Source organism: Rhodococcus sp. 2G, assembly GCF_001886355.1.
Taxonomy (GTDB): domain Bacteria; phylum Actinomycetota; class Actinomycetes; order Mycobacteriales; family Mycobacteriaceae; genus Rhodococcus; species Rhodococcus pyridinivorans.
The window spans coordinates 1,468,692-1,493,641 of the sequence record NZ_CP018063.1; the positions used below are offsets into that span (position 1 = coordinate 1,468,692).

At 69.4% G+C, this 24,950-nt stretch carries 23 protein-coding genes and 1 pseudogene; 21 read left to right on the forward strand and 3 right to left on the reverse strand.

Annotated features, from left to right (window positions below):
- Positions 1-23: 23 nt before the first annotated feature.
- The 7 genes and pseudogenes from alaS to BO226_RS06965 all read left to right on the forward strand — a co-directional run bounded on the left by alaS (position 24) and on the right by BO226_RS06965 (position 8,000).
- Positions 24-2,690 (forward strand): alanine--tRNA ligase, encoded by a 2,667-nt coding sequence (alaS, locus tag BO226_RS06935; RefSeq protein ID WP_071934868.1) that lies wholly within the window; start codon positions 24-26, stop codon positions 2,688-2,690.
- Between the two features lie 2 nt (positions 2,691-2,692).
- The gene (gene ruvX / locus BO226_RS06940) at positions 2,693-3,211 is read left to right on the forward strand and encodes a Holliday junction resolvase RuvX (protein WP_024100772.1); all 519 of its coding nucleotides are present in this window, start codon (positions 2,693-2,695) and stop codon (positions 3,209-3,211) included.
- Entirely contained in the window at positions 3,208-5,097 is a 1,890-nt protein-coding gene (locus BO226_RS06945; RefSeq protein WP_071934869.1) for an endolytic transglycosylase MltG, read from the forward strand. Before ruvX ends, BO226_RS06945 begins: the two co-directional genes overlap by 4 nt.
- Entirely contained in the window at positions 5,087-5,941 is an 855-nt protein-coding gene (locus BO226_RS06950) for a shikimate dehydrogenase (protein WP_071934870.1), read from the forward strand. Before BO226_RS06945 ends, BO226_RS06950 begins: the two co-directional genes overlap by 11 nt.
- Positions 5,942-5,976: 35 nt before the next feature.
- Positions 5,977-6,234, forward strand: a pseudogene (locus BO226_RS06955) (acetyl-CoA C-acetyltransferase); the annotation flags it as partial.
- 148 nt (positions 6,235-6,382) lie between these two features.
- Positions 6,383-6,739, forward strand: coding sequence for a YciI family protein (locus BO226_RS06960; protein WP_071934871.1), 357 nt, complete (start codon positions 6,383-6,385; stop codon positions 6,737-6,739).
- A gap of 13 nt (positions 6,740-6,752) precedes the next feature.
- On the forward strand, positions 6,753-8,000 hold the full coding sequence (locus BO226_RS06965) for an RNA polymerase sigma factor (RefSeq protein ID WP_071934872.1): 1,248 nt from the start codon (positions 6,753-6,755) through the stop codon (positions 7,998-8,000).
- Here BO226_RS06965 and BO226_RS06970 read toward each other — a convergent pair.
- Positions 7,993-8,373: a DUF1622 domain-containing protein gene (locus tag BO226_RS06970; protein WP_019289268.1), complete on the reverse strand. Its 381-nt coding sequence runs from the start codon at positions 8,371-8,373 to the stop codon at positions 7,993-7,995. The two genes, BO226_RS06965 and BO226_RS06970, sit on opposite strands and share 8 nt — an antisense overlap.
- 152 nt (positions 8,374-8,525) lie before the next feature.
- On the opposite strand from BO226_RS06970, the gene BO226_RS06975 reads away from it, so the two are divergent.
- From BO226_RS06975 to aroB, 4 genes are read left to right on the forward strand one after another with little or no spacing between them, the layout of a single operon-like run.
- On the forward strand, positions 8,526-9,155 hold the full coding sequence (locus BO226_RS06975; protein ID WP_071934873.1) for a prepilin peptidase: 630 nt from the start codon (positions 8,526-8,528) through the stop codon (positions 9,153-9,155).
- A gap of 48 nt (positions 9,156-9,203) precedes the next feature.
- Complete coding sequence (gene aroC, locus BO226_RS06980) at positions 9,204-10,391, forward strand: chorismate synthase (RefSeq protein WP_060653212.1); 1,188 nt, start codon at positions 9,204-9,206, stop codon at positions 10,389-10,391.
- Positions 10,392-10,395: 4 nt separating this feature from the next.
- Positions 10,396-10,962, forward strand: coding sequence for a shikimate kinase (locus BO226_RS06985; RefSeq protein WP_016691666.1), 567 nt, complete (start codon positions 10,396-10,398; stop codon positions 10,960-10,962).
- The gene (gene aroB / locus BO226_RS06990; protein WP_006551437.1) at positions 10,959-12,068 is read left to right on the forward strand and encodes a 3-dehydroquinate synthase; all 1,110 of its coding nucleotides are present in this window, start codon (positions 10,959-10,961) and stop codon (positions 12,066-12,068) included. The genes BO226_RS06985 and aroB overlap by 4 nt, the downstream gene beginning before the upstream one ends.
- Before the next feature lie 22 nt (positions 12,069-12,090).
- On the opposite strand, the gene BO226_RS06995 is transcribed toward aroB, so the two are convergent.
- Positions 12,091-12,693 carry a TIGR03086 family metal-binding protein gene (locus tag BO226_RS06995; RefSeq protein ID WP_006551438.1) on the reverse strand — a complete coding sequence of 201 codons (603 nt, stop codon included), beginning with the start codon at positions 12,691-12,693 and terminating at the stop codon, positions 12,091-12,093.
- Between the two features lie 118 nt (positions 12,694-12,811).
- Positions 12,812-13,408 (reverse strand): B-4DMT family transporter, encoded by a 597-nt coding sequence (locus tag BO226_RS07000; protein WP_071934874.1) that lies wholly within the window; start codon positions 13,406-13,408, stop codon positions 12,812-12,814.
- 75 nt (positions 13,409-13,483) lie between these two features.
- On the opposite strand from BO226_RS07000, the gene BO226_RS07005 reads away from it, so the two are divergent.
- From BO226_RS07005 to pyrF, 10 genes are all read left to right on the forward strand, one after another.
- Positions 13,484-14,581 (forward strand): M24 family metallopeptidase, encoded by a 1,098-nt coding sequence (locus tag BO226_RS07005; RefSeq protein ID WP_071934875.1) that lies wholly within the window; start codon positions 13,484-13,486, stop codon positions 14,579-14,581.
- A gap of 34 nt (positions 14,582-14,615) precedes the next feature.
- Positions 14,616-15,179 (forward strand): elongation factor P, encoded by a 564-nt coding sequence (gene efp, locus BO226_RS07010; protein WP_006551441.1) that lies wholly within the window; start codon positions 14,616-14,618, stop codon positions 15,177-15,179.
- A complete protein-coding gene (gene nusB / locus BO226_RS07015; protein WP_006551442.1) occupies positions 15,180-15,689 on the forward strand; it encodes a transcription antitermination factor NusB in 510 nt (169 codons plus the stop codon). It begins immediately after the preceding gene.
- Between the two features lie 208 nt (positions 15,690-15,897).
- Positions 15,898-16,515, forward strand: coding sequence for a bifunctional pyr operon transcriptional regulator/uracil phosphoribosyltransferase PyrR (pyrR, locus tag BO226_RS07020; protein WP_024100783.1), 618 nt, complete (start codon positions 15,898-15,900; stop codon positions 16,513-16,515).
- Positions 16,512-17,453, forward strand: a complete 942-nt coding sequence (locus BO226_RS07025; protein WP_071934876.1) for an aspartate carbamoyltransferase catalytic subunit — start codon at positions 16,512-16,514, stop codon at positions 17,451-17,453. Before pyrR ends, BO226_RS07025 begins: the two co-directional genes overlap by 4 nt.
- A gap of 44 nt (positions 17,454-17,497) precedes the next feature.
- Positions 17,498-18,811, forward strand: a complete 1,314-nt coding sequence (locus BO226_RS07030; RefSeq protein WP_071934877.1) for a dihydroorotase — start codon at positions 17,498-17,500, stop codon at positions 18,809-18,811.
- An 8-nt stretch (positions 18,812-18,819) separates the two neighbouring features.
- Positions 18,820-19,311 (forward strand): PH-like domain-containing protein, encoded by a 492-nt coding sequence (locus tag BO226_RS07035; protein WP_071934878.1) that lies wholly within the window; start codon positions 18,820-18,822, stop codon positions 19,309-19,311.
- 117 nt (positions 19,312-19,428) lie between these two features.
- Entirely contained in the window at positions 19,429-20,613 is a 1,185-nt protein-coding gene (gene carA, locus BO226_RS07040; protein ID WP_071934879.1) for a glutamine-hydrolyzing carbamoyl-phosphate synthase small subunit, read from the forward strand.
- The gene (carB, locus tag BO226_RS07045) at positions 20,613-23,957 is read left to right on the forward strand and encodes a carbamoyl-phosphate synthase large subunit (RefSeq protein ID WP_060653221.1); all 3,345 of its coding nucleotides are present in this window, start codon (positions 20,613-20,615) and stop codon (positions 23,955-23,957) included. Before carA ends, carB begins: the two co-directional genes overlap by 1 nt.
- Complete coding sequence (pyrF, locus tag BO226_RS07050) at positions 23,954-24,796, forward strand: orotidine-5'-phosphate decarboxylase (RefSeq protein WP_064256308.1); 843 nt, start codon at positions 23,954-23,956, stop codon at positions 24,794-24,796. Before carB ends, pyrF begins: the two co-directional genes overlap by 4 nt.
- The last annotated feature ends 154 nt before the right edge of the window (positions 24,797-24,950 follow it).

Below are 24,950 nucleotides of genomic sequence, written 5' to 3' on the forward strand. Positions count from 1 at the left end.
CCAGACCACAAAGGACCATCGACGTGCAGACCCACGAGATCCGCAGGCGCTTTCTCGATCACTTCGTGAAGGCGGGACACACCGAGGTGCCCAGCGCGTCGCTGATCCTCGCCGATCCCAACCTGCTGTTCGTCAACGCCGGCATGGTCCCGTTCGTGCCCTACTTCCTCGGGCAGCAGACCCCGCCCTACACCCGCGCCACGTCGGTGCAGAAGTGTGTGCGCACTCTCGACATCGAGGAGGTCGGCAAGACCACCCGCCACAACACCTTCTTCCAGATGGCCGGCAACTTCTCGTTCGGCGACTACTTCAAGGAAGAGGCCATCACCTTCGCGTGGTCGCTGCTCACCGGATCCGTCGAGGACGGCGGCTACGGAATCGACCCCGAGAAGCTGTGGGCGACGGTCTATCTCGACGACGACGAAGCGTTCTCGATCTGGCGCGACAAGGTCGGCGTTCCCGAGGAACGCATCCAGCGTCGCGGCATGAAGGACAACTACTGGTCGATGGGCATCCCCGGGCCGTGCGGTCCGTGCTCCGAGATCTTCTACGACCGCGGCCCCGCCTACGGCGTCGAAGGCGGCCCCGAGGCCGACGAGGACCGCTACATCGAGATCTGGAATCTCGTGTTCATGCAGAACGAGCGCGGTGAGGGTGGTGCCAAGGACGACTACCCGATCCTCGGCCCGCTGCCGAAGAAGAACATCGACACCGGCATGGGTGTCGAACGCGTCGCCTTCCTGCTCCAGGGCGTCGAGAACGTCTACGAGACCGACCTGCTGCGCCCCGTGATCGACAAGGCCGCCGAACTCACCGGCGCCGTCTACGGCGCGAAGCACGACGACGACGTGCGCTTCCGCGTGATCGCCGACCACGCCCGCACCGCGGCGATGCTCATCGTCGACGGCGTCAACCCCGGCAACGACGGCCGCGGCTACGTGCTGCGCCGCCTGCTCCGCCGCATCGTGCGCTCGGCGCGTCTGCTCGGCGCCGACAAGCCCACCATGCGCGAGTTCATGGCGGTCGTGCGCGACACCATGGCCCCGTCCTATCCCGAACTCGACACCGACTTCTCGCGCATCGAGACCGTCGCGGTGGGCGAGGAGACGGCCTTCCTCAAGACCCTCGGTACCGGCAGCAAGCTGTTCGAAGGCGCTGTAGAGACCGTGAAGTCGCAGGGTAGGAATGTGCTCGGTGGCACGGAGGCGTTCACCCTCCACGACACCTACGGGTTCCCGATCGACCTCACCCTCGAGATGGCGGCCGAGGCGGGCCTGACCGTCGACGAGGAGGGTTTCCGATCGCTCATGGCCGAGCAGCGCCAGCGCGCCAAGGACGACGCCCGCGCCCGCAAGCACGCCCACGCCGACCTGACCGTCTACAAGGAACTCCTCGACCGCGGTCCCACCGAGTTCACCGGTTTCAGCGAGCTGGTGACCGAGGCGCACGTGCTCGCCGTCATCACCGGTGGCGAGCGCCTGCACGCGGCGAGCGCGGGCCAGCAGGTCGAGCTGATCCTCGATCGCAGCCCCCTCTACGCGGAGTCCGGCGGCCAGATCGCCGACATCGGCAGCATCACCGGCCCGGGCCTGAAGATCAAGGTCGACGACGTCCAGAAGATCGCCAAGCAACTGTGGACCCACAAGGTCACGGTGCTCGAGGGCCAGGTCGTCGAAGGCGACGCCGTCCTCGTGCAGGTCGATCCCGAGTGGCGCAAGGGCGCCACCCAGGGCCACTCCGGCACCCACCTGGTCCACGCCGCGCTGCGCGAGGTGCTCGGCCCCAACGCCGTGCAGGCCGGTTCGCTCAACAAGCCCGGCTACCTGCGCTTCGACTTCTCGTGGCCCGGCGCCCTGTCCGAGCAGCAGAAGCAGGACATCGAGGCCGTCACCAACGAGGCCGTCGCGGCGAACTATCCCGTCAACACCTTCGTCACCGACCTCGACAAGGCAAAGAAGATGGGCGCGATGGCCCTGTTCGGCGAGAACTACGGCGACGAGGTCCGCGTCGTCGAGATCGGCGGCCCGTTCTCGATGGAGCTGTGCGGCGGCACGCATGTGCAGCACTCCTCGCACGTCGGCACCGTCACGCTCCTCGGTGAGCAGTCCGTCGGTTCCGGCATCCGCCGGGTCGAGGCGTACGTCGGTCTCGACTCGTACCGCCACCTGGCGAAGGAACGCGCGCTGCTCGCGGGCCTGTCCTCGACCCTGAGGGTTCCCTCCGAGGAGGTGCCCGGACGTGTCGAGGCCCTGCTCGATCGGCTCAAGGCCGCCGAGAAGGAACTCGAGAAGACCCGCGCCGCGAACGTCGCCGCCGCAGCCGGAACGTACGCGGGCAAGGCGCAGCGCGTCGGTGACGTGCTCGTCGTGGCCGAGGCCGCCCCGGAGGATGTCGCCGGCAACGACTTGCGCACACTCGCATCCGACGTCCGTGGCCGGCTCGGCACCGAGCCCGCCGTGGTGCTGCTGCTCGGCAACGCCGGTGGCAAGGTGCCCTTCGTCGTGGCCACCACCAAGGCTGCGCAGGAGAAGGGCATCAAGGCAGGCGACCTCGTCGCGAGCTTCGGTCCCGCGATCGGTGGTCGCGGGGGCGGCAAGCCCGACATGGCTCAGGGCGCAGGGTCGGATCCGGCCGGTATCCCGGCCGCACTCGATGCTTTCCGTGCCCGTCTGAGCGAGCTGGCCGGCTGAGCGTGGCCGAACCGCCGCGCCCCGATCGTCCCGGAGTGGACGATCCCGGCCGTGGTCGCCGCATCGCAGTCGACGTCGGGAGCGTCCGGATCGGGGTCGCCTCCAGCGACCCCGACGGGATCCTCGCCACCCCGGTCGAGACGGTGCCGCGGTCCAAGGAACGCGGACCCGACGCACCCGATATCCGGCGCATCGTCGAGATCGTTAGGGAATACGAGGCTGTTGAGGTTATCGTCGGGCTGCCGCAGACACTGCGCGGTGAGCCCGGCAAGGCTGCGAAACTGGCGAGCGACTTCGCGCGTCGACTTCGCCGTGCCTTACCCGACGTTCCCGTGCGCCTGGCCGACGAACGTTTCACGACGGTCACTGCGGCGCGCGCCCTCCGCGAGAGCGGGGTGAGTGCGCGAGGTGCGCGGCCGGTCATCGACCAGGCCGCCGCCGTGGCCATCTTGCAGGGTTGGTTGGACGAGCGGAGTTCGGTAGTGAACGAGTCGGGGCGTGACGCGGGGGACAGCCGGTGAGCCGGCACGGACGACACGACGGCCATTCGGAGAACGCGCGGCAGGATCTGTTCGCGGATCCCTACGCCGATGGGTACACGGAACCTCCAGTGGATCGCACCGGATCCGGGGATCCGTATCGATACGGATCCGAGGATCCGTATCGATCAGACCCGCGTTACCGGTACGACGATCCGTACGCATCCGACCCTCGAGGTCACGATGCATACGGGCACGACCCGTACGGCAACGACTCCCACGGCTGTGATCCGTACGGCGGTGGTGGATACGAGGGCGTCCCGAGTGGGCACCCGGAGGCCCGTCGACCCGATCCCGACGATCACGAGACCACGGTCCTGAACTTCGAGCCGGGTGTATTCGATGGCCCGCCGCCCGGTCACGCCGAACAGGGTTACGGCGAGCAGGGCTATGCCGAGCAGGGCTATGCCGAGCAGGGCTATGCCGAGCAGGGCTATGCCGAGCAGGGCTACGGCGACGGGGGCTACGCAGGATCCGGGTACGAGCACGAGGGGTCCATCGGCGCCGATCGCGGACACGCTCCGGCCGATCACCCCGACGGGGGACATCTCGACGAAGAGTACCCGGGCGGATACTCCTACGCCGCACGCGACGCGAGCCGTGACGACGACCCCGCCGACGACGCGGTCGCAGCGGAGGAGATTACCGCCGAGCAGCGTGCGGTCCCCCTCGCGGTCGGTGGTTCGGAACGCGCCGCACGCCGTGATCCGAAGGCGAGCGGGCGTAAGAAGCGCGGACGTGTCGTAGGCGCGCTCGCCGCCGCGGTGCTCCTGCTCGTCGTCGTGGGTGGCGGCTATCTCGCCTACGACCGGTTCCTCGGCACCGATCTTCCGCCGGACTTCACCGGACCTCCCGGACCGGCCGTCGTCGTCCAGGTCAACCCGGGCGAGACCGCCGGGGAGATCGGCAGCGAGTTCGTCGACAAGGGTGTCGTCGCGAGTTCCGCCGCCTTCTACGAAGCGGCCGTGCAGAACTCGGGGATGAATTCGCTGCAACCAGGCTTCTACCAGGTGGCCACCAACATCCCGGCTGTCGACGCCGTCGCGGCCCTCGTCGACCCGGCCAGCCGGGTCGGTGCGCTCGTGATCTCCGAGGGACGTCAGCTCCACGACATCCGCGACGTCAACACCGGTGCCGTCCGCAAGGGCATCTACACGCTCATCGCCGAGGCGAGCTGCCACGGCGATCCGGCCGCCGAGAACTGCGTCACCTACGAGGAACTCGACGCGGCCGGGGCCACCCCGGACCTGCAGGCACTCGGAGTTCCGGAATGGGCACGCGACGCGGTCGCGAACGTGCCCGACCGCAGGCGGCAGCTCGAAGGCCTCATCGCCGCGGGCAGCTGGGATTTCGATCCGACGGCCGAACCCGTCGAGATCCTGGCTCGCCTCGTGTCGGAAAGTGCTGCCAGCTACGACGCGACGGGGATCACCGACGCGGCCGCACGGGTGGGGCTGACCCCGTACGAGATGCTCATCTCCGCATCGCTCGTCGAACGCGAGGCTCTGCCACAGGATTTCGCGAAGGTCGCGCGCGTGATCCTCAACCGCCTCGACATCGACCAGATGCTCCAGTTCGATTCGACCGTCAACTACGAACTCGACGAGACCGAACTCGCGACCACCGACGCCGACCGCGCGCGGGTGACCCCCTGGAACACCTACGCCATGGTCGGTCTTCCGGCGACACCCATCTCGTCACCGAGCATCGGTGCGCTGCAGGCGATGGAGAACCCGGAACCGGGGGAATGGATCTACTTCGTGACGATCGACGACAAGGGCACCACGCTCTTCGCGAATTCCTACGAGGAGCACCTGCAGAACACCGAACTGGCACTCGCGAGCGGGATCCTCGACAGTGGCCGCTGATCCGAACGGAGGTGTCCGGAGGGCCGCGGTCCTCGGGAAACCCATCGCGCACTCGAAGTCGCCCTTGTTGCATCTCGCGGCGTACCGGGCACTCGGGCTGACCGAGTGGACCTACGAACGCATCGAATGCACCGGTGAGCAGCTGTTGGGCCTCGTGTCCTCGCTCGGTGAGGAATGGGTGGGTCTGTCCGTCACGATGCCCGGTAAGTTCGCGGCTCTCGAGTTCGCCACCGAACGCACCGAGCGGGCCGTGAGGATCGGCTCGGCGAACACCCTCGTGCGCATCGAGAACGGGTGGCGTGCCGACTGCACCGACGTCGACGGCGTGTCCGGAGCACTGCGCTCGGCCGGCGTCGGTGATCTGTCCGGCGCGTCGGCGGTCGTCGTGGGCTCGGGTGGTACCGCGCGGCCGGCGCTCGTCGGTCTCACCGACCTCGGTGTGCGCTCGGTGACTGTGGTCGCGCGGTCCGAGCAGAAGGCCCGCGCGACGTTCGATTGTCTCGGCGACGACATCGAGGCTCGGTGGTCGTCGTTCGACGCACCCGAACTGGCCCGGGTCTGCGCCGAGGCCGGTGCGCTCGTGAGCACCGTGCCCGCACCCGCGGCAGCGCCGTACACAGAAGCTCTCGCGCAGGCGCCGTGCATCCTCGATGCAATCTACGACCCTTGGCCCACGCCGCTGGCGACAGCGGCCGAGGCACGCGGTGTCCGCGTCGTCAGCGGTCTGCACATGCTTCTGAACCAGGCCTTCGGGCAGGTCGAGCAGTTCACGGGGCTGCCCGCGCCGCGCGCGGAGATGGCGCGCGCCGTCGGGCTCGACCTGAACTCTCCGCACCCGGCCTGAGAACCCGGTACGACGGGGCGCGGCCCCACCAGGACATCGGCGTCTTCGAGCTCGACGAGGCGTTCGCTCCGGTGCCCATGGCGTGGCAGAAGGAGATCGGCGCACCCGAGGACAAGCTCAACCCCAACGGTGGTGCGATCGCTCTCGGTCACCCGCTCGGGGGTTCCGGTGCCCGCATCCTCACCGACATGATCTTCCACATGCGCCGCACTAACCTCCGGTACGGCCTGCAGACGATGTGCGAGGGCGGTGGCCAGGCCAACGTCACCATCGTCGAATTCGTCGCGCAGTAGGCCGCACCCGACACCGTCCGCTGTCCACCTGCGATGCCTGAGCGGGTGGGCAGCGGATTTCTCCGCGCAGGTGTCGAATCGGCGCCCTACCGTTCGTATAGAGGGTGAGAGGCCGGCGCCGCCGGCCGCCGAGGGGAAGGACCCCGCCATGGCGCAGTACCTGCTGAGCATCTACCAGCCCGACGGTGAACCGCCGTCACCGGAGTTCCTCGAATCGATCATGAAGAAGGTCGCGGCGTGGCAGAACGAGATCCGGGAGGCAGGGGTCTGGGTGTTCTCCGGCGGCCTTCACCCTCCGGACACGGCGACGGTCGTGCGCACGGACGAGGGGCGCACGGCGACGACCGACGGTCCGTACATCGAGGGCAAGGAGCATCTCGGTGGCTTCGACGTCATCGACGTGCCCGACCTCGACGAGGCGCTGAGGTGGGCGCGCGGTCTTGCCGACGCCACCACACTGCCCATCGAGGTGCGGCCCCTGGCGTTCGGCTCCTGCGCCGGATGACGTGCGAAGCTCGATGACCGGGCCGTCCACCGCCGACATCGCACGTGCCTTCCGTGAGGAATACGGCAGGGCGATCGCCGTGCTCACCCGCGTCCTCGGCGACCTCGACGCCGCCGAGGACGCGGTGCAGGACGCCTTCTCGATCGCCGTCGAACGGTGGCCCGGGGAAGGGATCCCGCCGAGCCCGGCCGGGTGGATCATCACCACCGCCCGTCGCCGGGCGATCGACAGGGCACGGCGGGAGGCCGCACGTCCGGTCAAGCACGCCGAGGCGGACCTGCTCTACCCGACATCCGGCGACGCGTTCGACTCCGGAGCGGTCGTCCCGCCCGAGATCCCCGACGATCGCCTCCGTCTGATCTTCACCTGTTGTCACCCGGCGCTCGCGCCTGCGTCGCGGGTCGCGCTGACACTGCGGCTGCTCGGCGGGCTGACCACCGCGCAGATCGCCCGAGCCTTCCTCGTGCCGGAAACGACTATGGGGCAACGGATCTCCCGAGCCAAGGGGAAGGTCCGCGACGCGCGCATCCCGTTCCGCATCCCGTCCCCGGACGAGTTTCCCGAACGTCTCGACGCGGTGCGTTCCGTGCTTTATCTCGTGTACACGGAGGGCCACACGACGAGCGCCGGACCCGAACTCGCCGACACGGACCTGTGTTCGGAGGCGGTGCGGCTGGCGCGTGTGCTGGCCGGGCTCGTTCCCGACGATCCCGAGACCACGGGACTTCTCGCCCTGATGCTCCTCGGTGAATCCCGGCGCTCGGCGCGTACGGGACCCGGCGGCGAACTCGTCCTGCTCGCAGACCAGGACCGCTCGCGGTGGGACCGCGCGCTGATCGCCGAAGGGCAGGCACTCGTGCGGCGCACCCTGCGCTGGAACAGGCCGGGGCCCTATCAGATCCAGGCCGCGATCGCCGCAGTGCACGCGGACGCGCCCACCTTCGAGGACACCGATTGGGCGCAGATCGTCGCGCTCTACGACCTGCTGTTCGCCGCGGACCCCACACCGGTCGTCGCGTTGCACCGGGCCGTCGCACTCGCCGAAGTGGAGGGCCCCGCAGCGGCTCTCGGGATCGTCGACCACCTCGACCTCGAGCGGTATCACGTCTTCCACGCAGTCCGGGCCGACCTGCTCGCCCGCCTCGGCCGGCTCACCGAGGCGAGTGAGGCATACGCCACCGCCGCGGCGCGGACGGAGAACGCCATCGAGCGCGCGCATCTGCTGCGCCGGCGGGACGAGGTCCGGGACGCGCTCAGGTAGCCGGCGTCGTGCCGGTCGTCGTCTCGGCGTCGGGAACCGAACGCTGCCACGGCCACCGGCCGTCGATCTCCAGCTGCAGCGACCAGCTCAGGAAGGTGCGGATGAGCACGATGACCGCCAGCACACCCACCGATGTGAAGGTCGGCGTGACGGCGACGGTCTTGATGATGTCGGCGGCGACCAGGAATTCGAGGCCGAGCAGGATCGACCGGCCGAGATTGCGCCGGTACGGCTCGTAGATCTCCGAACCCGGTCCGCGCCGCCGCGCGGTCGCCGCGATCCACGTCGCCGCCAATGCGCCGATCACCATGACGCCGACTCCGACGACGTCGATGGCCGTGCCCACGTGTTCGAGCAGCGACGAAATCTCCATTCGACCAGAACCTTCCGACCGGAACCGACAGACTCCGGCAATCCTCGCAGGACGATCGCCGCACTGTGCGGCTTTGTCCACAGGAGACGTGCCTGTCCACAGGACCGGGCCGGACACCGCGCGAACGCCCTGCCGGCGAGTGTGGATGGGGGATGCTCCGGGTCGTGGCAGGGGAGACGGTGGGTGAGCTCGCGATGGTGGTTCTCGGCGTGGGCGTGGGAGCGATCGTGCGCGTGGTGGCGGGAAGAACGGCCGGTCGTCGGCCGCTGCCGGGTTCGTGCGAGGCGGCATGCGCGGCAGCCGCACTCGTCGCGGTCTCGATCACCACGGGCGCGGCGGTCGTCGGAGCAGCGATGTTCGGATGGTGGTGCGTGTGCCTGAGCGCCGTGGACCTGCTCGTGCGGCGTCTGCCGAACGTGCTGACGCTCGGGGGAGCGGGCACGATCCTCGGCGTGGCCGCGGCGACTGGGCACGGCCGGGCGGCCTTCGCCGGTGCACTTCTGCTCGCGGCACCGTTGTTGATCTCCTACCTCGCGGTGCCGCGGTCGGTGGGTGCGGGCGACGTCAAACTCGCCCTCGGGCTCGGTGCCGTCACCGGACTCGACGGCCCCTCGGCGGTGCTCCTCGGTGCACTGCTCCCGCCCGTTCTCACCGCAGGTGCGGCCCTGTTTCTGCGGCTCCGGGAGACCCGCCGCGGGGAAGCGCATGCCCCTCCGCGCGTGCTTCCCCACGGACCGTCGATGTGCGCCGCCGCAGCACTGGCGGCGATCTCGACGGGTTGACCAGGGGCGGCATGTCGAGTCGGCGGACGAACATGGAAGGATGGACGTGTGCTGCGTTGGATAACTGCTGGAGAATCCCATGGTCCCGCTCTCGTCGCGATGCTCGAGGGGATGGTCGCCGGAGTCGAGGTGACGTCGAACGACATCTCGGAGCAACTCGCGCGACGGCGACTGGGCTACGGCCGCGGCGCACGCATGAAGTTCGAGGCCGACAAGGTCACCGTGATCGGTGGCGTCCGGCACGGACGCACCCTGGGCGGCCCGATCGCGATCGAGATCGGCAACACCGAATGGCCCAAGTGGGAAACCATCATGGCCGCCGACCCGGTCGATGCCGAACTGCTCGAAGGTCAGGCGCGCAACGCGCCGCTGACCCGTCCCCGCCCCGGCCACGCCGACTTCGCGGGCATGCTCAAGTACGGCTTCGACGACGCGCGTCCCGTCCTCGAGCGCGCCAGTGCCCGGGAGACCGCAGCACGCGTGGCGGCCGGCACCGTCGCCCGGAACTTCCTGCGCCAGGCGTTCGGCGCCGAGGTCGTCTCGCACGTCATCTCCATCGGCGCATCCGATCCCTATGCCGGCCCCGAACCCGGTGCCGACGATCTCGCCGCGATAGACGCGAGCCCCGTGCGCGCCTACGACAAGGCCGCCGAGGAATCCATGATCGCCGAGATCGAAGCCGCGAAGCGCGACGGCGACACCCTCGGCGGAATCGTCGAGGTCGTGGTGCACGGGCTGCCCGTGGGCCTCGGTTCGTTCGTCAGCGGCGCCGATCGTCTCGACGCGCGACTGGCCGCAGCCCTCATGGGAATCCAGGCCATCAAGGGTGTCGAGGTCGGCGACGGCTTCGAGACCGCGCGTCGACGCGGCAGCGCCGCCCACGACGAGATGAAGCCGGGCCCCGACGGTGTGCTCCGCTCGAGCAACCGTGCCGGCGGCATCGAAGGCGGCATGACCAACGGTGAGGCCCTGCGCGTGCGGGCGGCGATGAAGCCGATCTCGACCGTGCCGCGCGCCCTGTCGACGGTCGACATGACCACCGGCGACGAGGCCGTCGCGATCCACCAGCGTTCCGACGTGTGCGCGGTGCCCGCGGCGGGTGTCGTCGCGGAGGCGATGGTCGCTCTCGTCGTCGCGCAGGCCGCCCTCGAGAAGTTCGGCGGCGACTCGCTCGCCGAGACCGTGAGCAACATCGGCCACTACCTGAAGGGCATCGCGGCGCGGCCGCCGCGGTGATCGCATGTCGCCTCGCCTGGTACTCATCGGCCCGCCGGGAGCGGGCAAGTCGACGATCGGTCGTCGGGTCGCGAACGCGCTCGAGCTGCCGTTGCTCGACACCGACGCCGAGATCGAGCGTGTGACCGGCCGGACCATCCCCGAGATCTTCTCCCAGGACGGCGAACCGGCCTTCCGGGAGATCGAGGAGGAAGTCGTCGCGCGCGCCCTCGACACCCACGACGGTGTGGTGTCCCTGGGTGGGGGAGCGATCCTCTCGGAACGCACCCGTGCGCGACTGGCCGGACACACCGTCGTCTATCTCGAGATCAGCGTGGCGGAAGGACTGCGTCGCACCGGTGCGGTCGGCGCCGCCGGAACCAGGCCGTTGCTGGCCGGTGGTGATCCGGCCCAGAAGTACCGCGACCTCATGCGTCGCCGCCGCCCGCTGTACCGGCAGGCGGCGACCATCCGGGTGCGCACCGACGGCCGCAGCCCCGGGCGGGTCGTCCAGCAGGTGCTCGCCAAACTCGAAGCGGCGGACGCCGCGACCAGCCAGACCATCAGCGAGGATCGGAGCCCCACACCGTGACCGAACCGGTACGCATCGACGTCGAGACCGCCCAGCCCTATCCGGTGATCATCGGCCGGGGACTGCTCGGCGACGTCGTCGAAGAACTGTCCGGCACGCGGACCGTCGCGATCTTCCACCAGCCGACGCTCACCGCGACCGCCGAGGCCGTGCGGGAGGCGCTCGCCGAGACCGGCATCGACGCCCACCGCATCGAGATCCCCGACGCCGAGGACGGCAAGGAACTGGCCGTCGCCGGATTCTGCTGGGAGGTGCTCGGCCGCATCGGCTTGACCCGTTCGGACGCCGTCATCAGCCTCGGCGGCGGTGCCGCCACCGACCTCGCGGGCTTCGTGGCCGCGACGTGGATGCGCGGCGTGCGGGTCTACCACATCCCCACCACGCTGCTGGCGATGGTCGACGCCGCGGTGGGCGGCAAGACCGGCATCAACACCGAGGCGGGCAAGAACCTCGTCGGTTCGTTCCATGAGCCCTCGGCGGTCTTCGTCGACCTCGCGACCCTCGAGACGGTGCCGCGCAACGAGATCGTGGCCGGACTCGCCGAGGTGATCAAGACCGGCTTCATCGCCGATCCGGTGATCCTCGACCTGATCGAGGAGAACCCCGAGGCCACGCTCGATCCTGCCGGGACGGTGCTGCCCGAGCTGATCCGGCGATCGGTCGAGGTCAAGGCGAAGGTGGTCGCGGCCGACCTCAAGGAGTCGAGCCTGCGCGAGATCCTCAACTACGGTCACACCCTCGGCCACGCCATCGAGCGTCGCGAGCGGTACCGCTGGCGCCACGGCGCCGCCGTGTCGGTGGGCCTGGTCTTCGCGGCCGAACTCGGCCGGCTTGCAGGGCGTCTCGACGACGCCACCGCCGACCGGCACCGCGCGATCCTCGAATCCGTCGGCCTGCCCACCACCTACGATCCCGACGCCTTCGCCGATCTGCTCGCGGGCATGCAGACCGACAAGAAGAACCGTGCCGGCATGCTTCGGTTCGTCGTCCTCGACGGACTTGCGAAGCCCGGCAGGCTCGAGGGACCCGACCCGACCCTGCTCGCGGCGGCCTATTCCGAGGTCGCGCGCCAAGGCAAGGCCGACGCGCGAACCGTACTGCTCTGACCACCTGGTCAACCGCCTGGTTCTATGCGGGCGGTCTCCACGACGTGTCGCGCCCGGTGAGTCCGATCAGGCGTTCCAGCGGCGGAGCGTCGTCGCCCACCCGGACGGCCGGACCGAACAGGCCGCCCCCGTCGGCGACGCGTTCCTCGTCGGTGATGCTCTCCGCGAATGCGGTACACGCGGCGATTTCGTCGGGCTCGCAGGAGTACTGCTGTCCCGTGGCCACGGCGAGGTCCCAGCCGTGGACGACGAGTTCGTCGAGCGTGACGAGTCCGGCGACCGGCGCGGGCAGGTCGAGGCCGCCCGCGCGCGTCATGCCCTCCCAGGCTGCGGGATCGCTCCACGCTCGGCGGAGGTCGCCGAGCCGGTCGGGAACGAGACGTCGCCAGTCCGGCGGCAGTTCGCTCGTGAGCTGCGGGGGAGTGTCGGTGTGCGGGCCGATGTCCTTGCGCGCCGCGGCCGTGAACGCAAGGGACAGGCCCAGCACGTGGTCGACGAGCGCACCGACGGAGGTCTCGGAACACGGTGTGGGCCCCGGCAACTGGGCGTCGTCGATCCCCGCCAGGATGCGCTCCATCCGGCGGGTCGCGGGAGTCAGGTCGAGCGTCTCGGTGATGTCGGTCATGGTCGGCTCCTCGGGGTCGGCTACCTCTACTGACCGTCACAACTCGGAAAACTGAGCACCCGCCCCCGGATGTGCGGGGGCGGGTGGTCTCACTGCTGTGGGTCTCACTACTCGGGTCTCACTGTTTCGGATCGACCCTCGGGAACACCTCGGTGGGCGAGTCGTCGCTGCGCCAGGCGGGATCGGTCTGCTGCGCGGAGTTCGCGGGAGCGGAACCCGCGGCCGCTCCGACGCCTGCGGGCGCGTGGTGATCGCGGTGGACCGACCAGTCGTCGTCGCGGGCGGCCTTGCGCTCGTTCCGGCGCGCGAAGAACCGGCCCAGCGTCACCGCCGCCATCGCCGGCAGGAATACCAGAAGCACGGTGAACGCGGCACCGGAGGTGATCTCGAAGAACAGGGACGTCACACCCACCGGCATCGGGGTGACGGTGTCGACGAGCCAGGTGAGGACCCCGCCCACCAGGCCGGTGACCGCACCGGCGGCGAGCCAGCGCATCGTCAGGTCGTCGCCCTCGTCGGCGTCGGGATGGGCGCGGTGGTCGCGGATGCCGTCGAGACCGGCCCAGACGAACGCTGCGACGACCACCACGGCGAAGCCCAGCCAGCGCAGTACCGATCCCTGCAACGGCCACTGGATGAGAGCGGCACCGAGCAGGACGCGCACGAGCACGTGGACCAGGGCGAGCCCGAGTCCGCGGAGCAACCAGGGTTTCATGTACCTCAGCGTAACGGGTGGCGAAGCCGACAGTGTGTCCCGTCCCACAGCCGTGATCGCGGTAGGTTGAGCGATATGTCTGCCGACCACGCCTCCCGCCGTCGAGCGCTGCGTGCGCTGCTCGCCGAACGCGAACTCGATGCGCTGCTGGTGGCCGATCTGACCGGTATCCGCTACCTCACGGGCTTCACGGGATCCAACGCGGCGCTGATCGTCTCCACCGAGGACGACGAGAACGAGACGCGCACCGTCATCTGCACCGACGGCCGCTACGTCACGCAGGTGGGGGAGCAGGTCCCCGACCTGCGGGCCGTGATCGCCCGGTCGTCGGCCGCTCACCTCGTCACCGAGTTCGGAACAGGTTCTGCGCGTTGGGGATTCGAGAGTCACGTCGTCACGGTCGACGAACGGTCGCGGTGGGGCGAGCTCGGCGTGTCCGTCCGCTTCGTTCCCGCTCCCGGGCTCGTCGAACACCTGCGGGCCGTGAAGGACGAACACGAGATCGGTCTGTTGCGCGAGGCATGCGGTGCGGCCGATCGCGCACTGGCGGACCTCATCGCGGCGGGCGGTCTGCGTCCGGGTCGAACCGAGAAGGAGGTCGCCCGCGATCTCGAATGGCGCATGTTCGAGCACGGTGCCGACGGCATCTCCTTCGAGACGATCGTCGCCGCCGGTGCCAATTCGGCGATCCCGCACCATCGCCCGACCGGCGCGGTCCTCGCGGAGGGCGACTTCGTGAAACTCGACTTCGGGGCGCAGATCGGCGGTTACCACTCCGACATGACGCGCACCTACGTGCTGAGCCGCGTCGCGGACTGGCAGCGCGACCTGTACGAGCTGGTCCTGCGCGCGCAGCAGGCCGGACGCGAGGCGCTCGCGCCCGGTGTCGACTGCGCCGCGGTGGACGCCGCCGCGCGCACCGTGATCGCCGAGGCCGGCTACGCCGACCTGTTCCTGCACGGGCTGGGCCACGGAGTCGGCCTCGAGATCCACGAAGCGCCCGGAATCGGCGCCGCGGCGACCGGTACACTTGTCGCCGGTGCGGCGGTGACCGTCGAGCCGGGCGTGTACTTCTCGGGGCGCGGAGGCGTGCGGATCGAAGACACGCTCGTGGTGCGGGAGCATACTCCGGAGTTGCTCACGCTCACCGACAAGACATTGACCGTCATTTGAGGGCGGTTCCTCGACCCTAGGAGACACGAACCAAGTGGCTGATACCAGTGACTTCAAGAACGGCCTCGTTCTGAAAATCGACGGACAGCTCTGGCAGATCATCGAGTTCCAGCACGTCAAGCCGGGCAAGGGTCCTGCTTTCGTGCGCACGAAGCTCAAGAATGTGACGTCGGGCAAGACCGTCGACAAGACCTGGAATGCCGGTGTCAAGGTCGAGACCGCCACCGTCGATCGCCGCGACATGACCTACCTCTACAACGACGGCACCGACTACGTCTTCATGGACGGCGAGACCTACGACCAGATCACCATCTCGCCCGAACTGCTCGGCGACAGCGCCAACTTCCTGCTCGAGAACATGCCCGTGCAGGTAGCCACGCACGAGGACGTCCCGCTGTTCGTCGAGCTCCCGGTCACGGTCGAGCTCGTCGTCCAGCACACCGATCCGGGCCTGCAGGGCGACCGCTCCACCGGCGGCACCAAGCCCGCGACCCTCGAGACCGGCGCCGAGATCCAGGTCCCGCTGTTCATCAACACCGGCGACAAGCTCAAGGTCGATTCCCGCGACGGCAGCTACCTCGGGCGAGTGAATTCCTGAGTGTCCGGTAACCAGAAGAAGCTCGGGGCCCGCCACAAGGCCCGCAAGCGCGCCGTGGACCTGCTCTTCGAGGCCGAGGCCCGCGACGTGCACCCCGTCGACCTCGCGGCCGATCGCGTCGAACTCGCGATCGACGACGACCAGGTCGCGCCGGTGCCGGCATACGCGCAGACCATCATCCGCGGTGTCGCCGACAACCTCGACGAGACCGACCGGGTGATCGCCGATCACCTGCACGAATGGACGCTGGACCGCCTTCCCGCCGTCGACCGCGCGATCCTGCGCATCGCGGTGTGGGAGCTCTTCCACGCGACCGACGTGCCGCCCGTGGTGGCCGTCGACGAGGCGGTCGAGCTGGCGAAGCAGCTGTCCACCGACGATTCGCCGGCCTTCGTCAACGGGGTGCTGGGTCAGATCGTCACTGTCGCCGACCAGGTGCGTGCAGCAGCCGCTGCCACCCTCGCCCGGCCGGCGCAGGAGTCGCAGGATCAGGGCTCGAACGAGTCCTGACTTCGTCACCCTTCTCGGGTGAGCGACGACACGAGGCACCGTGAGCGGGCCCGGTGGGAAGACTCCCGCCGGGCCCGCTCACGCATCCGGGCCTGTGTTGCGCTTCACCCGTCATCCGTGCCGGGGCGGACGTCGACGCTGATAGGCTCGACAACTGTCAGGCATCCTTTAACGATCCGTCCAGTGAGGCGGAGAAGGAGGTCGCTGTATGGCCGTGTCCGAGGACGGGTCCACAGCTTCTACCCCCACTACGTCCTCCGGTACCGGCGTGCCGGCGCGTGAGCTGCTCTCCGCTGCCGACGTCCACCGGACGATCTCCCGTATCGCACACCAGATCATCGAGAAGACCGCTCTCGACACCCCCGAGGACGCACCGCGTGTCGTACTCCTGGGCATCCCCACCCGCGGGATCACCCTCGCCCAACGCCTCGCCGACCGCATCGAGGAATTCGCCGGCGTCCGTGTCCCGGTCGGCTCGCTCGACATCACGCTCTACCGCGACGACCTCCGCACGAAGCCGCACCGCCCGCTGGAGCGCACCTCGGTGCCCGAGGGCGGAGTCGACAACACCCTCGTCGTCCTCGTCGACGACGTCCTGTTCTCGGGACGCTCCGTCCGCGCCGCGCTCGACGCCCTGCGCGATCTCGGACGACCCCGCGCGGTGCAACTCGCGGTCCTCGTCGACCGCGGCCACCGCGAACTGCCGCTGCGGGCCGACTACGTCGGCAAGAACGTCCCCACCGCGCGCAGCGAGGACGTCCGCGTGCTGCTGACCGAACACGACGGGCGCGACGCCGTCGAGATCTCCGGAGGCAAGTCCCAGTGAAACACCTGCTCACCATCGCGGATCTGACGAAGGACTCCGCGACGGGGCTTCTCGACGAGGCCGAGCGGTTCGAGCAGGCACTGCTCGGGCGTGAGGTGCGCAAGCTCCCCACGCTGCGCGGCCGCACCATCATGACCGTCTTCTACGAGAACTCCACCCGCACCCGCGTGTCCTTCGAGGTCGCCGGCAAGTGGATGAGCGCTGACGTCATCAACGTCTCGGCGTCCAGTTCGTCGGTGAAGAAGGGCGAATCGCTGCGCGACACCGCGCTGACCCTGCACGCCGCCGGCGCCGACGCGCTGGTGGTCCGTCACTCCGCCTCCGGTGCCGCGCACCGGATCGCGCAGTGGACCAACGAATCCGGCTCCGGACCGGCTGTGGTCAACGCCGGCGACGGTACCCACGAACATCCCACTCAGGCGTTGCTCGACGCGCTCACCCTGCGCCAGCGTCTCGGCTCGATCGAAGGCCGCCGGATCGGCATCGTCGGCGACGTGCTGCACAGCCGTGTCGCCCGGTCGAACGCGCTGCTGCTGAGCATGCTCGGCGCCGAGGTCGTGCTCGTCGCTCCCCGCACCCTGCTGCCGGTGGGGGTGGAGACCTGGCCGGTGACGGTCGCCGATTCGCTCGAAGCCGAACTTCCCACCCTCGACGCGGTCATGATGCTGCGGGTGCAGGCCGAGCGCATGAACGGCGGGTTCTTCCCGTCAGCCCGCGAGTACTCGATTCGATACGGACTCAACGCCACGCGCGCGGCATTGCTGCCGGAGCACGCCGTGATCCTGCATCCGGGTCCGATGCTGCGGGGCATGGAGATCGGTTTCCCGGTCGCAGACGCCCCGCAGAGCGCGGTGCTGCAACAGGTGAGCAACGGTGTCCACGTGCGGATGGCGGTGCTCTTCCGCCTGCTCGTGGGGACGGAAGGGAACCTGTCGTGACCCACACTTCCCATCCGGGAGACACAGGAACAGGAGACACACAGGTGACGCCGCAGGTGCTCATCCGCAACGTCCGCCTCTACGGCGAGGGCGATCCGGTCGACGTGCTGCTCGGCGACGAGCAGATCCTCGCCGTCGGAACCGACCTCGAGGCCGACGCCGACGCGGAGATCGTCGACGGCACGGGGCAGATCATGCTCCCGGGCCTCGTCGACCTGCACACGCACCTGCGCGAACCGGGCCGCGAGGACACCGAGACCGTCGATTCGGGCTCGGCCGCCGCGGCGCGCGGCGGGTACACCGCGGTCTTCGCCATGGCCAATACCGATCCGGTCGCCGACTCGGTGGTCGTCACCGATCACGTGTGGCGCCGCGGCCGCGAGGTCGGGCTCGTCGACGTCCACCCCGTCGGTGCCGTCACCGTCGGGCTCGAGGGCAAGCAGCTCGCCGAGATGGGCACGATGGCCGCCGGTGTCGGCGGAGTGCGGATGTTCTCCGACGACGGCAAGTGCGTCTACGATCCGCTGCTCATGCGTCGCGCGCTCGAATACTCCGCCTCGCTCGGGGTGCTCATCGCCCAGCACGCCGAGGAACCGCGTCTGACCGTCGGTGCCGTCGCCCACGAGGGACCGACCGCGGCGCGGCTCGGCCTGGCCGGCTGGCCGCGCGCCGCCGAGGAGTCCATCGTCGCCCGCGACGCGCTGCTCGCCCGCGACGCCGGGGCGCGCGTGCACATCTGCCACGCTTCCACGGCCGGGACGGTCGAGCTCGTCCGTTGGGCACGCTCGCAGGGCATCGCGATCAGCGCCGAGGTCACGCCGCACCACCTGCTCCTCGACGACTCGCGTCTCGAGAGCTACGACGGCATCAACCGGGTCAACCCGCCCCTGCGGGAGCGGAGCGACGTCGAGGCACTGCGACGCGGACTGGCCGACGGGACCATCGACTGTGTGGCCACCGACCACGCCCCGCACGCCGAACAGGACAAGTGCTGCGAGTTCTCGCAGGCACGTCCGGGAATGCTCGGACTGGAGACGGCGTTGTCCGTCGTGATCGAGACGATGGTCCGGCCCGGGCTGCTGGACTGGCGCGGCGTCGCGAAGGTGATGAGCGAGCGTCCCGCGCAGATCGTGGGCCTCGACGACCAGGGCCGGCCGCTCGACGTGGGCGAGCCCGCGAACGTCGTGCTCGTCGACCCGGACACCGAGTGGACGGTGCACGGCCCCGACCTCGCGAGCATCTCCCACAACACGCCGTACGAAGACATGACCCTGCCGGGCCGGGTCACCACCACCGTGTTGCGCGGGCGGATCACCGCCCGCGACGGTGAGGTGTTCCCACGCACAGGCGAAAGGTAGGAACCGGCATGGATCGCCTTTTTCTCACCGTCGGTTTCCTCGCGCTGTGGGTCGTGCTCGTCCTGCTGATGTGGAAGGGCTGGAAGGGACGCGCCCGCCGGCAGCAGGACGCCGTCGGCGAATTGCCGACCGTGCCCGCGGAGCTGGGGGAGCGGCTCGTCGAGCCGACCACCGGTCTGTACGTCGGCAGCACGCTCGCGCCGAGCTGGCAGGACCGCATCGCGGTCGGCGATCTCGGCCACCGCGCCAACGCGGAACTGACCCGATACCGATCCGGTGCCCTGCTCGAACGCGACGGCGCATCCCCGATCTGGATCCCGCAGGACTCGATCCGCGCGATCCGCACCGAACGCGGTCTGGCGGGCAAGGTCATGTCCCAGGACGGGGTGCTGGTCATCCGGTGGCAGCTGCCCTCGGGCACGGAGGTCGACACCGGCTTCCGCGGGGACGACAAGTCGATCTACCCGCTCTGGACGAGCGGGTCGGACGAAAAATCTTGAGACGGTGACGATCACAACGACGATGGCGATCACGACGAACAACACGACGATCACGACACGCGAGATCTCAGCCCGCGCGGCCGGCTCTGGTGCGGTCGATAAGAACGGAGACAACGCATGAGCGGCAGAACATTCGGCGGCGGCACCGCGGTGCTGGTCCTCGAGGACGGACGTGCCTTCCGCGGCACCACTTTCGGCGCGGTCGGCCAGACGCTCGGCGAGGCCGTGTTCACCACGGCAATGACCGGCTATCAGGAAACCCTTACCGACCCGAGCTACCACCGCCAGATCGTGGTGGCCACGGCACCGCAGATCGGCAACACCGGCTGGAACCACGAGGACAACGAGTCCGTCGGCCCCACCGGCGATCACGCCGAGTCCAAGATCTGGGTGGCCGGCTTCATCGTCCGCGACCCCTCGCGTCGCGTGTCGAGCTGGCGTGCCACCGGCTCGCTGCAAGACGAACTCGAGCGGCAGAACATCGTGGGTCTCGCGGGCATCGACACCCGCGCACTCGTGCGGCACCTGCGCACCCGCGGTTCGATGCGCGCCGGCATCTTCTCCGGCGACGCCCTCGCCTGGAAGGGTGACGACCTCGACATCGACGTCCTGCTCGACCGGGTGAAGAGCCAGCCCTCGATGCTCGGCGCCGACCTCGCCGGCGAGGTGAGCACCACCTCCGGCTACGTCGTCGAACCGACCGACGGCGAGGCCCGCTTCACCGTCGCGGCCATCGACCTCGGCATCAAGACCAACACCCCGCGCATGTTCGCCCAGCGCGGCATCCGTGTGCACGTGCTGCCGTCCACCGCGACGCTGCACGACATCCTCGACCTGAAGGCCGACGGCGTCTTCCTGTCCAACGGGCCGGGCGACCCGGCGACCGCCGACGGCGCGGTGCACCTGACCAAGGAGGTGCTCGGCCAGGGTCTGCCCCTGTTCGGCATCTGCTTCGGCAACCAGATCCTCGGCCGCGCACTCGGCCTGGGCACCTACAAGATGAAGTTCGGTCACCGCGGTATCAACATCCCGGTGGTCGAGCACGAGACCGGCCGCATCGCGATCACCGCGCAGAACCACGGGTTCGCGCTCGAAGGTGAGGCCGGCCAGGAGTTCGACACACCGTTCGGTCGCGCGGTCGTCAGCCACACCTGCGCCAACGACGGTGCGGTCGAGGGCGTCAAGCTCCTCGACGGCCGTGCCTTCTCCGTGCAGTACCACCCCGAAGCGGCGGCCGGACCGCACGACGCCGCCTACCTGTTCGATCGTTTCACCCGCATGCTCGAGGGAGAGAAGAACTGATGCCACGCCGTACCGACCTCTCCCACGTCCTGGTCATCGGGTCCGGCCCGATCGTCATCGGACAGGCCTGCGAGTTCGACTACTCGGGCACCCAGGCGTGCCGGGTGCTCCGCGAGGAGGGCCTGCGCGTCTCCCTCGTGAACTCGAACCCGGCCACGATCATGACCGACCCCGAGTTCGCCGACTCGACCTACATCGAGCCGATCACCGCCGACTACGTCGAGAAGGTCATCGCGACCGAGCAGGCCAACGGCACCCCGATCGACGCGGTGCTCGCGACCCTCGGCGGCCAGACCGCCCTCAACACCGCCGTCGCGCTGTCCGAGCGCGGCATCCTCGACAAGTACGACGTCGAACTCATCGGTGCCGACTTCGACGCGATCCAGCGCGGCGAGGATCGGCAGAAGTTCAAGGACATCGTCGCCAAGTGCGGTGGCGAGTCCGCCCGCTCGGCCGTCTGCTACACGATGGACGAGGTCCGCGCGACCGTCGCCGAACTCGGCTTCCCGGTCGTCGTGCGCCCTTCCTTCACGATGGGTGGCCTCGGCTCCGGCATGGCCTACGACGACGCCGACCTCGAGCGCATCGCCGGTGGCGGCCTCGCGGCCTCGCCCACCGCGAACGTGCTCATCGAGGAGTCCATCCTCGGCTGGAAGGAATACGAGCTCGAGCTCATGCGCGACGGCGCCGACAACGTCGTCATCGTCTGCTCGATCGAGAACGTCGACCCGGTCGGTGTGCACACCGGCGACTCGGTGACCGTCGCTCCCGCGATGACCCTCACCGACCGCGAGTACCAGAAGATGCGCGACCTCTCGATCGCCATCCTGCGCGAGGTCGGTGTCGACACCGGCGGCTGCAACATCCAGTTCGCGATGGATCCGCGCGACGGCCGGCTCGTCGTCATCGAGATGAACCCGCGCGTGTCGCGGTCGTCGGCCCTCGCATCGAAGGCCACCGGCTACCCGATCGCGAAGATGGCCGCCAAGCTCGCCATCGGCTACACGCTCGACGAGATCGTCAACGACATCACCAAGGAGACCCCGGCCTGCTTCGAACCGAGCCTCGACTACGTCGTGGTCAAGGCCCCGCGGTTCGCCTTCGAGAAGTTCCCCGGCGCCGACGGCACCCTCACCACCACCATGAAGTCGGTCGGTGAGGCCATGTCGATCGGCCGCAACTTCGCCGAGGCCTTCGGCAAGGTGCTGCGTTCGCTCGAGACGAAGTCCGCGGGCTTCTGGACGGGCCCCGAGATCGAGGGCACCCTCGACGAGATCCTCGAGGAGATCCGCACCCCCACGGACGGCCGGTTCTACCGGATCGCCCGGGCCCTGGAGCTCGGTGCGACCGTCGAGCAGCTCTTCGACGCCACGAAGATCGACCCGTGGTTCCTCGAGCAGTTCGCGCACATCGTCGAGCTGGGCCAGGACGTCCGCAACGCCGAGCAGTTCGGTGCCACCGAGCTGCGCTACGCCAAGCACCACGGCTTCTCCGACCGGCAGATCGCGGCCCTGCGCCCGGCGCAGTTCGCCTCCGAGGACGACGTGCGCGCCCTGCGTCAGGAGCTGGGCATCCACCCCGTCTACAAGACCGTGGACACCTGCGCCGCCGAGTTCGAGGCCAAGACGCCGTATCACTACTCGACCTACGAACTCGACCCCGCGGCCGAGTCCGAGGTCGCGGAGCAGCGCGACAAGCCGAAGGTGCTCATCCTCGGCTCCGGCCCGAACCGCATCGGCCAGGGCATCGAGTTCGACTACTCGTGCGTCCACGCCGCGCTGACGCTCTCCGAGGCCGGCTACGAGACCGTGATGGTCAACTGCAACCCCGAGACGGTCTCGACCGACTACGACACCGCCGATCGCCTGTACTTCGAGCCGCTGACCTTCGAGGACGTCCTCGAGGTCTACCGCGCCGAGTGCGAGTCCGGCACCGTCGCCGGCGTCATCGTCCAGCTGGGCGGCCAGACCCCGCTCGGCCTGGCGCGTCGCCTGAAGGCCGCCGGGGTGCCGATCGTCGGTACCTCGCCCGAGGCCATCGACCTCGCGGAGGACCGCGGCGAGTTCGGTCGCGTGCTCGACGAGGCCGACCTGCCGGCCGCGAAGTACGGCACGGCCACCACCTTCGAGGGTGCGCGCGAGATCGCCGCCGGCATCGGATACCCGGTGCTGGTGCGCCCGTCCTACGTGCTCGGTGGTCGCGGCATGGAGATCGTCTACGACGAGAAGGCGCTCGAGACCTACATCTCCAACGCCACCGAGATCTCCGACGACCGCCCCGTGCTCGTCGACCGCTTCCTCGACGACGCCGTCGAGATCGATGTCGACGCGCTGTGCGACGGCACCGACGTGTACATCGGCGGAATCATGGAGCACATCGAGGAGGCCGGCATCCACTCCGGCGACTCGGCCTGTGCGCTGCCGCCGATCACTCTGGGCCGCGCCGACATCGAGAACGTCCGCCGCTCGACGGCCGCGCTCGCGAAGGGCATCGGCGTCAAGGGCCTGCTCAACGTCCAGTACGCGCTCAAGGACGACATCCTCTACGTCCTCGAGGCGAACCCCCGGGCCTCCCGCACGGTGCCGTTCGTCTCCAAGGCCACCGCGGTGCAGCTCGCCAAGGCCTGCGCCCGGGTGATGCTCGGCGAGTCCATCGCCGAGCTGCGTGCCGCGGGCATCCTCCCGGCCGAGGGCGACGGCAGCGACATCCCGCTCGACGCACCGGTCGCGGTGAAGGAAGCGGTGCTGCCCTTCAACCGGTTCCGGCGTGCCGACGGCACGGGCATCGACACCCTGCTCAGCCCGGAGATGAAGTCCACCGGTGAGGTCATGGGCCTCGACGACGACTTCGGAACCGCGTTCGCGAAGAGCCAGACCGCCGCCTACGGCTCCCTGCCGACCTCGGGCACGGTCTTCGTCTCGCTCGCGAACAAGGACAAGCGGTCGATGATCTTCCCGGTCAAGCACCTCGCCGACCTGGGCTTCCACATCATGGCTACCGTGGGAACGGCAGAAGTGCTGCGCCGCAACGGTGTTCCCTGCGAGCAGGTCCACAAGGTCTCCGGCGAGGACAAGCCGGAAGGCGCACTCGACGTCGTCGACCGCATCCGCGCCGGAGACGTGGACATGGTCATCAACACCCCCTGGGGCAACGCCGGTCCGCGTGTGGACGGCTACGAGATCCGCAGTGCGGCGGTCGCCGCGAACATCCCGTGCGTCACCACGGTGCAGGGTGCCTCCGCGGCCGTGCAGGGTATCGAGGCGGCACTGCGCGGTGAGATCGGAGTCAGCTCGATCCAGCGGATGCACGCGCGGCTGCGCGGCGTACCCGCAGAACAGGCGTGACACCCTTCGGGCAGCGACTCGCGGACGCTCTCGGGCGCCGCGGGCCGCTGTGCGTGGGCATCGACCCGCACCCGGGGCTCCTCACCGCGTGGGGGCTCGGCGACGACGTCGACGGCCTGGCCCGGTTCAGCGAACTGTGCGTCGAGGCCTTCGGCGACACCGTCGCGGTCGTCAAGCCGCAGGTGGCGTTCTTCGAGGCCTACGGCTCCGCCGGTCTCGCGGTGCTCGAACGCACCATCGCCGACCTGGGGGATGCGGGGGTGCTCGTCCTCGCGGACGCCAAGCGCGGCGACATCGGCTCCACGATGGACGCCTATGCGCGCACCTGGCTGTCGGACGGCTCTCCGCTGTGCTCGGACGCGGTGACCGTCTCCCCGTACCTGGGATTCGGTTCGCTCGCTCCGGCGCTCGATCTGGCCGCCGGAACGGGCCGCGGGGTGTTCGTGCTCGCGGCGACCTCCAATCCCGAGGGTGCCCAGTTCCAGCGCGCGCGGCTCGACGACGGGCGCACCGTCGCGCAGGCCGTGGTGGACGAGTGCGCTGACCGCAACAGCGCTGCCCGCACGGACGGGGCCGCAGGGCTCGGCTCCGTGGGTGTGGTGGTCGGTGCGACCCTTACCGAGGCGCCGGACCTGTCCGACCTTCACGGGCCTATCCTGATGCCCGGAGTGGGGGCCCAGGGCGGCACCGCCGACGACGTGCGACGACTCGCAGGCGACCACCTGCGCGCGGTCGTGCCCAACGTCTCACGCGACGTGCTGCGGGCCGGCCCGTCCGTCGCCGACCTGCGGGCCGCCGTCACCCGCACGCTGGACGGCTTCGCCTTCCTGACGGACTGAGACGTTCGACTCTCGTGCCCGGATCGCCACGCGCGGTCCGGGCACGAGTCGTACATACCACTCGTATGCACTCTGACCTGCGCTCGGAGTGGCGCGACACGCGGAATGGGAAAAAAATTTCTCGGCCCGCCGAGGCGCCGGAACAGTGGGCCGG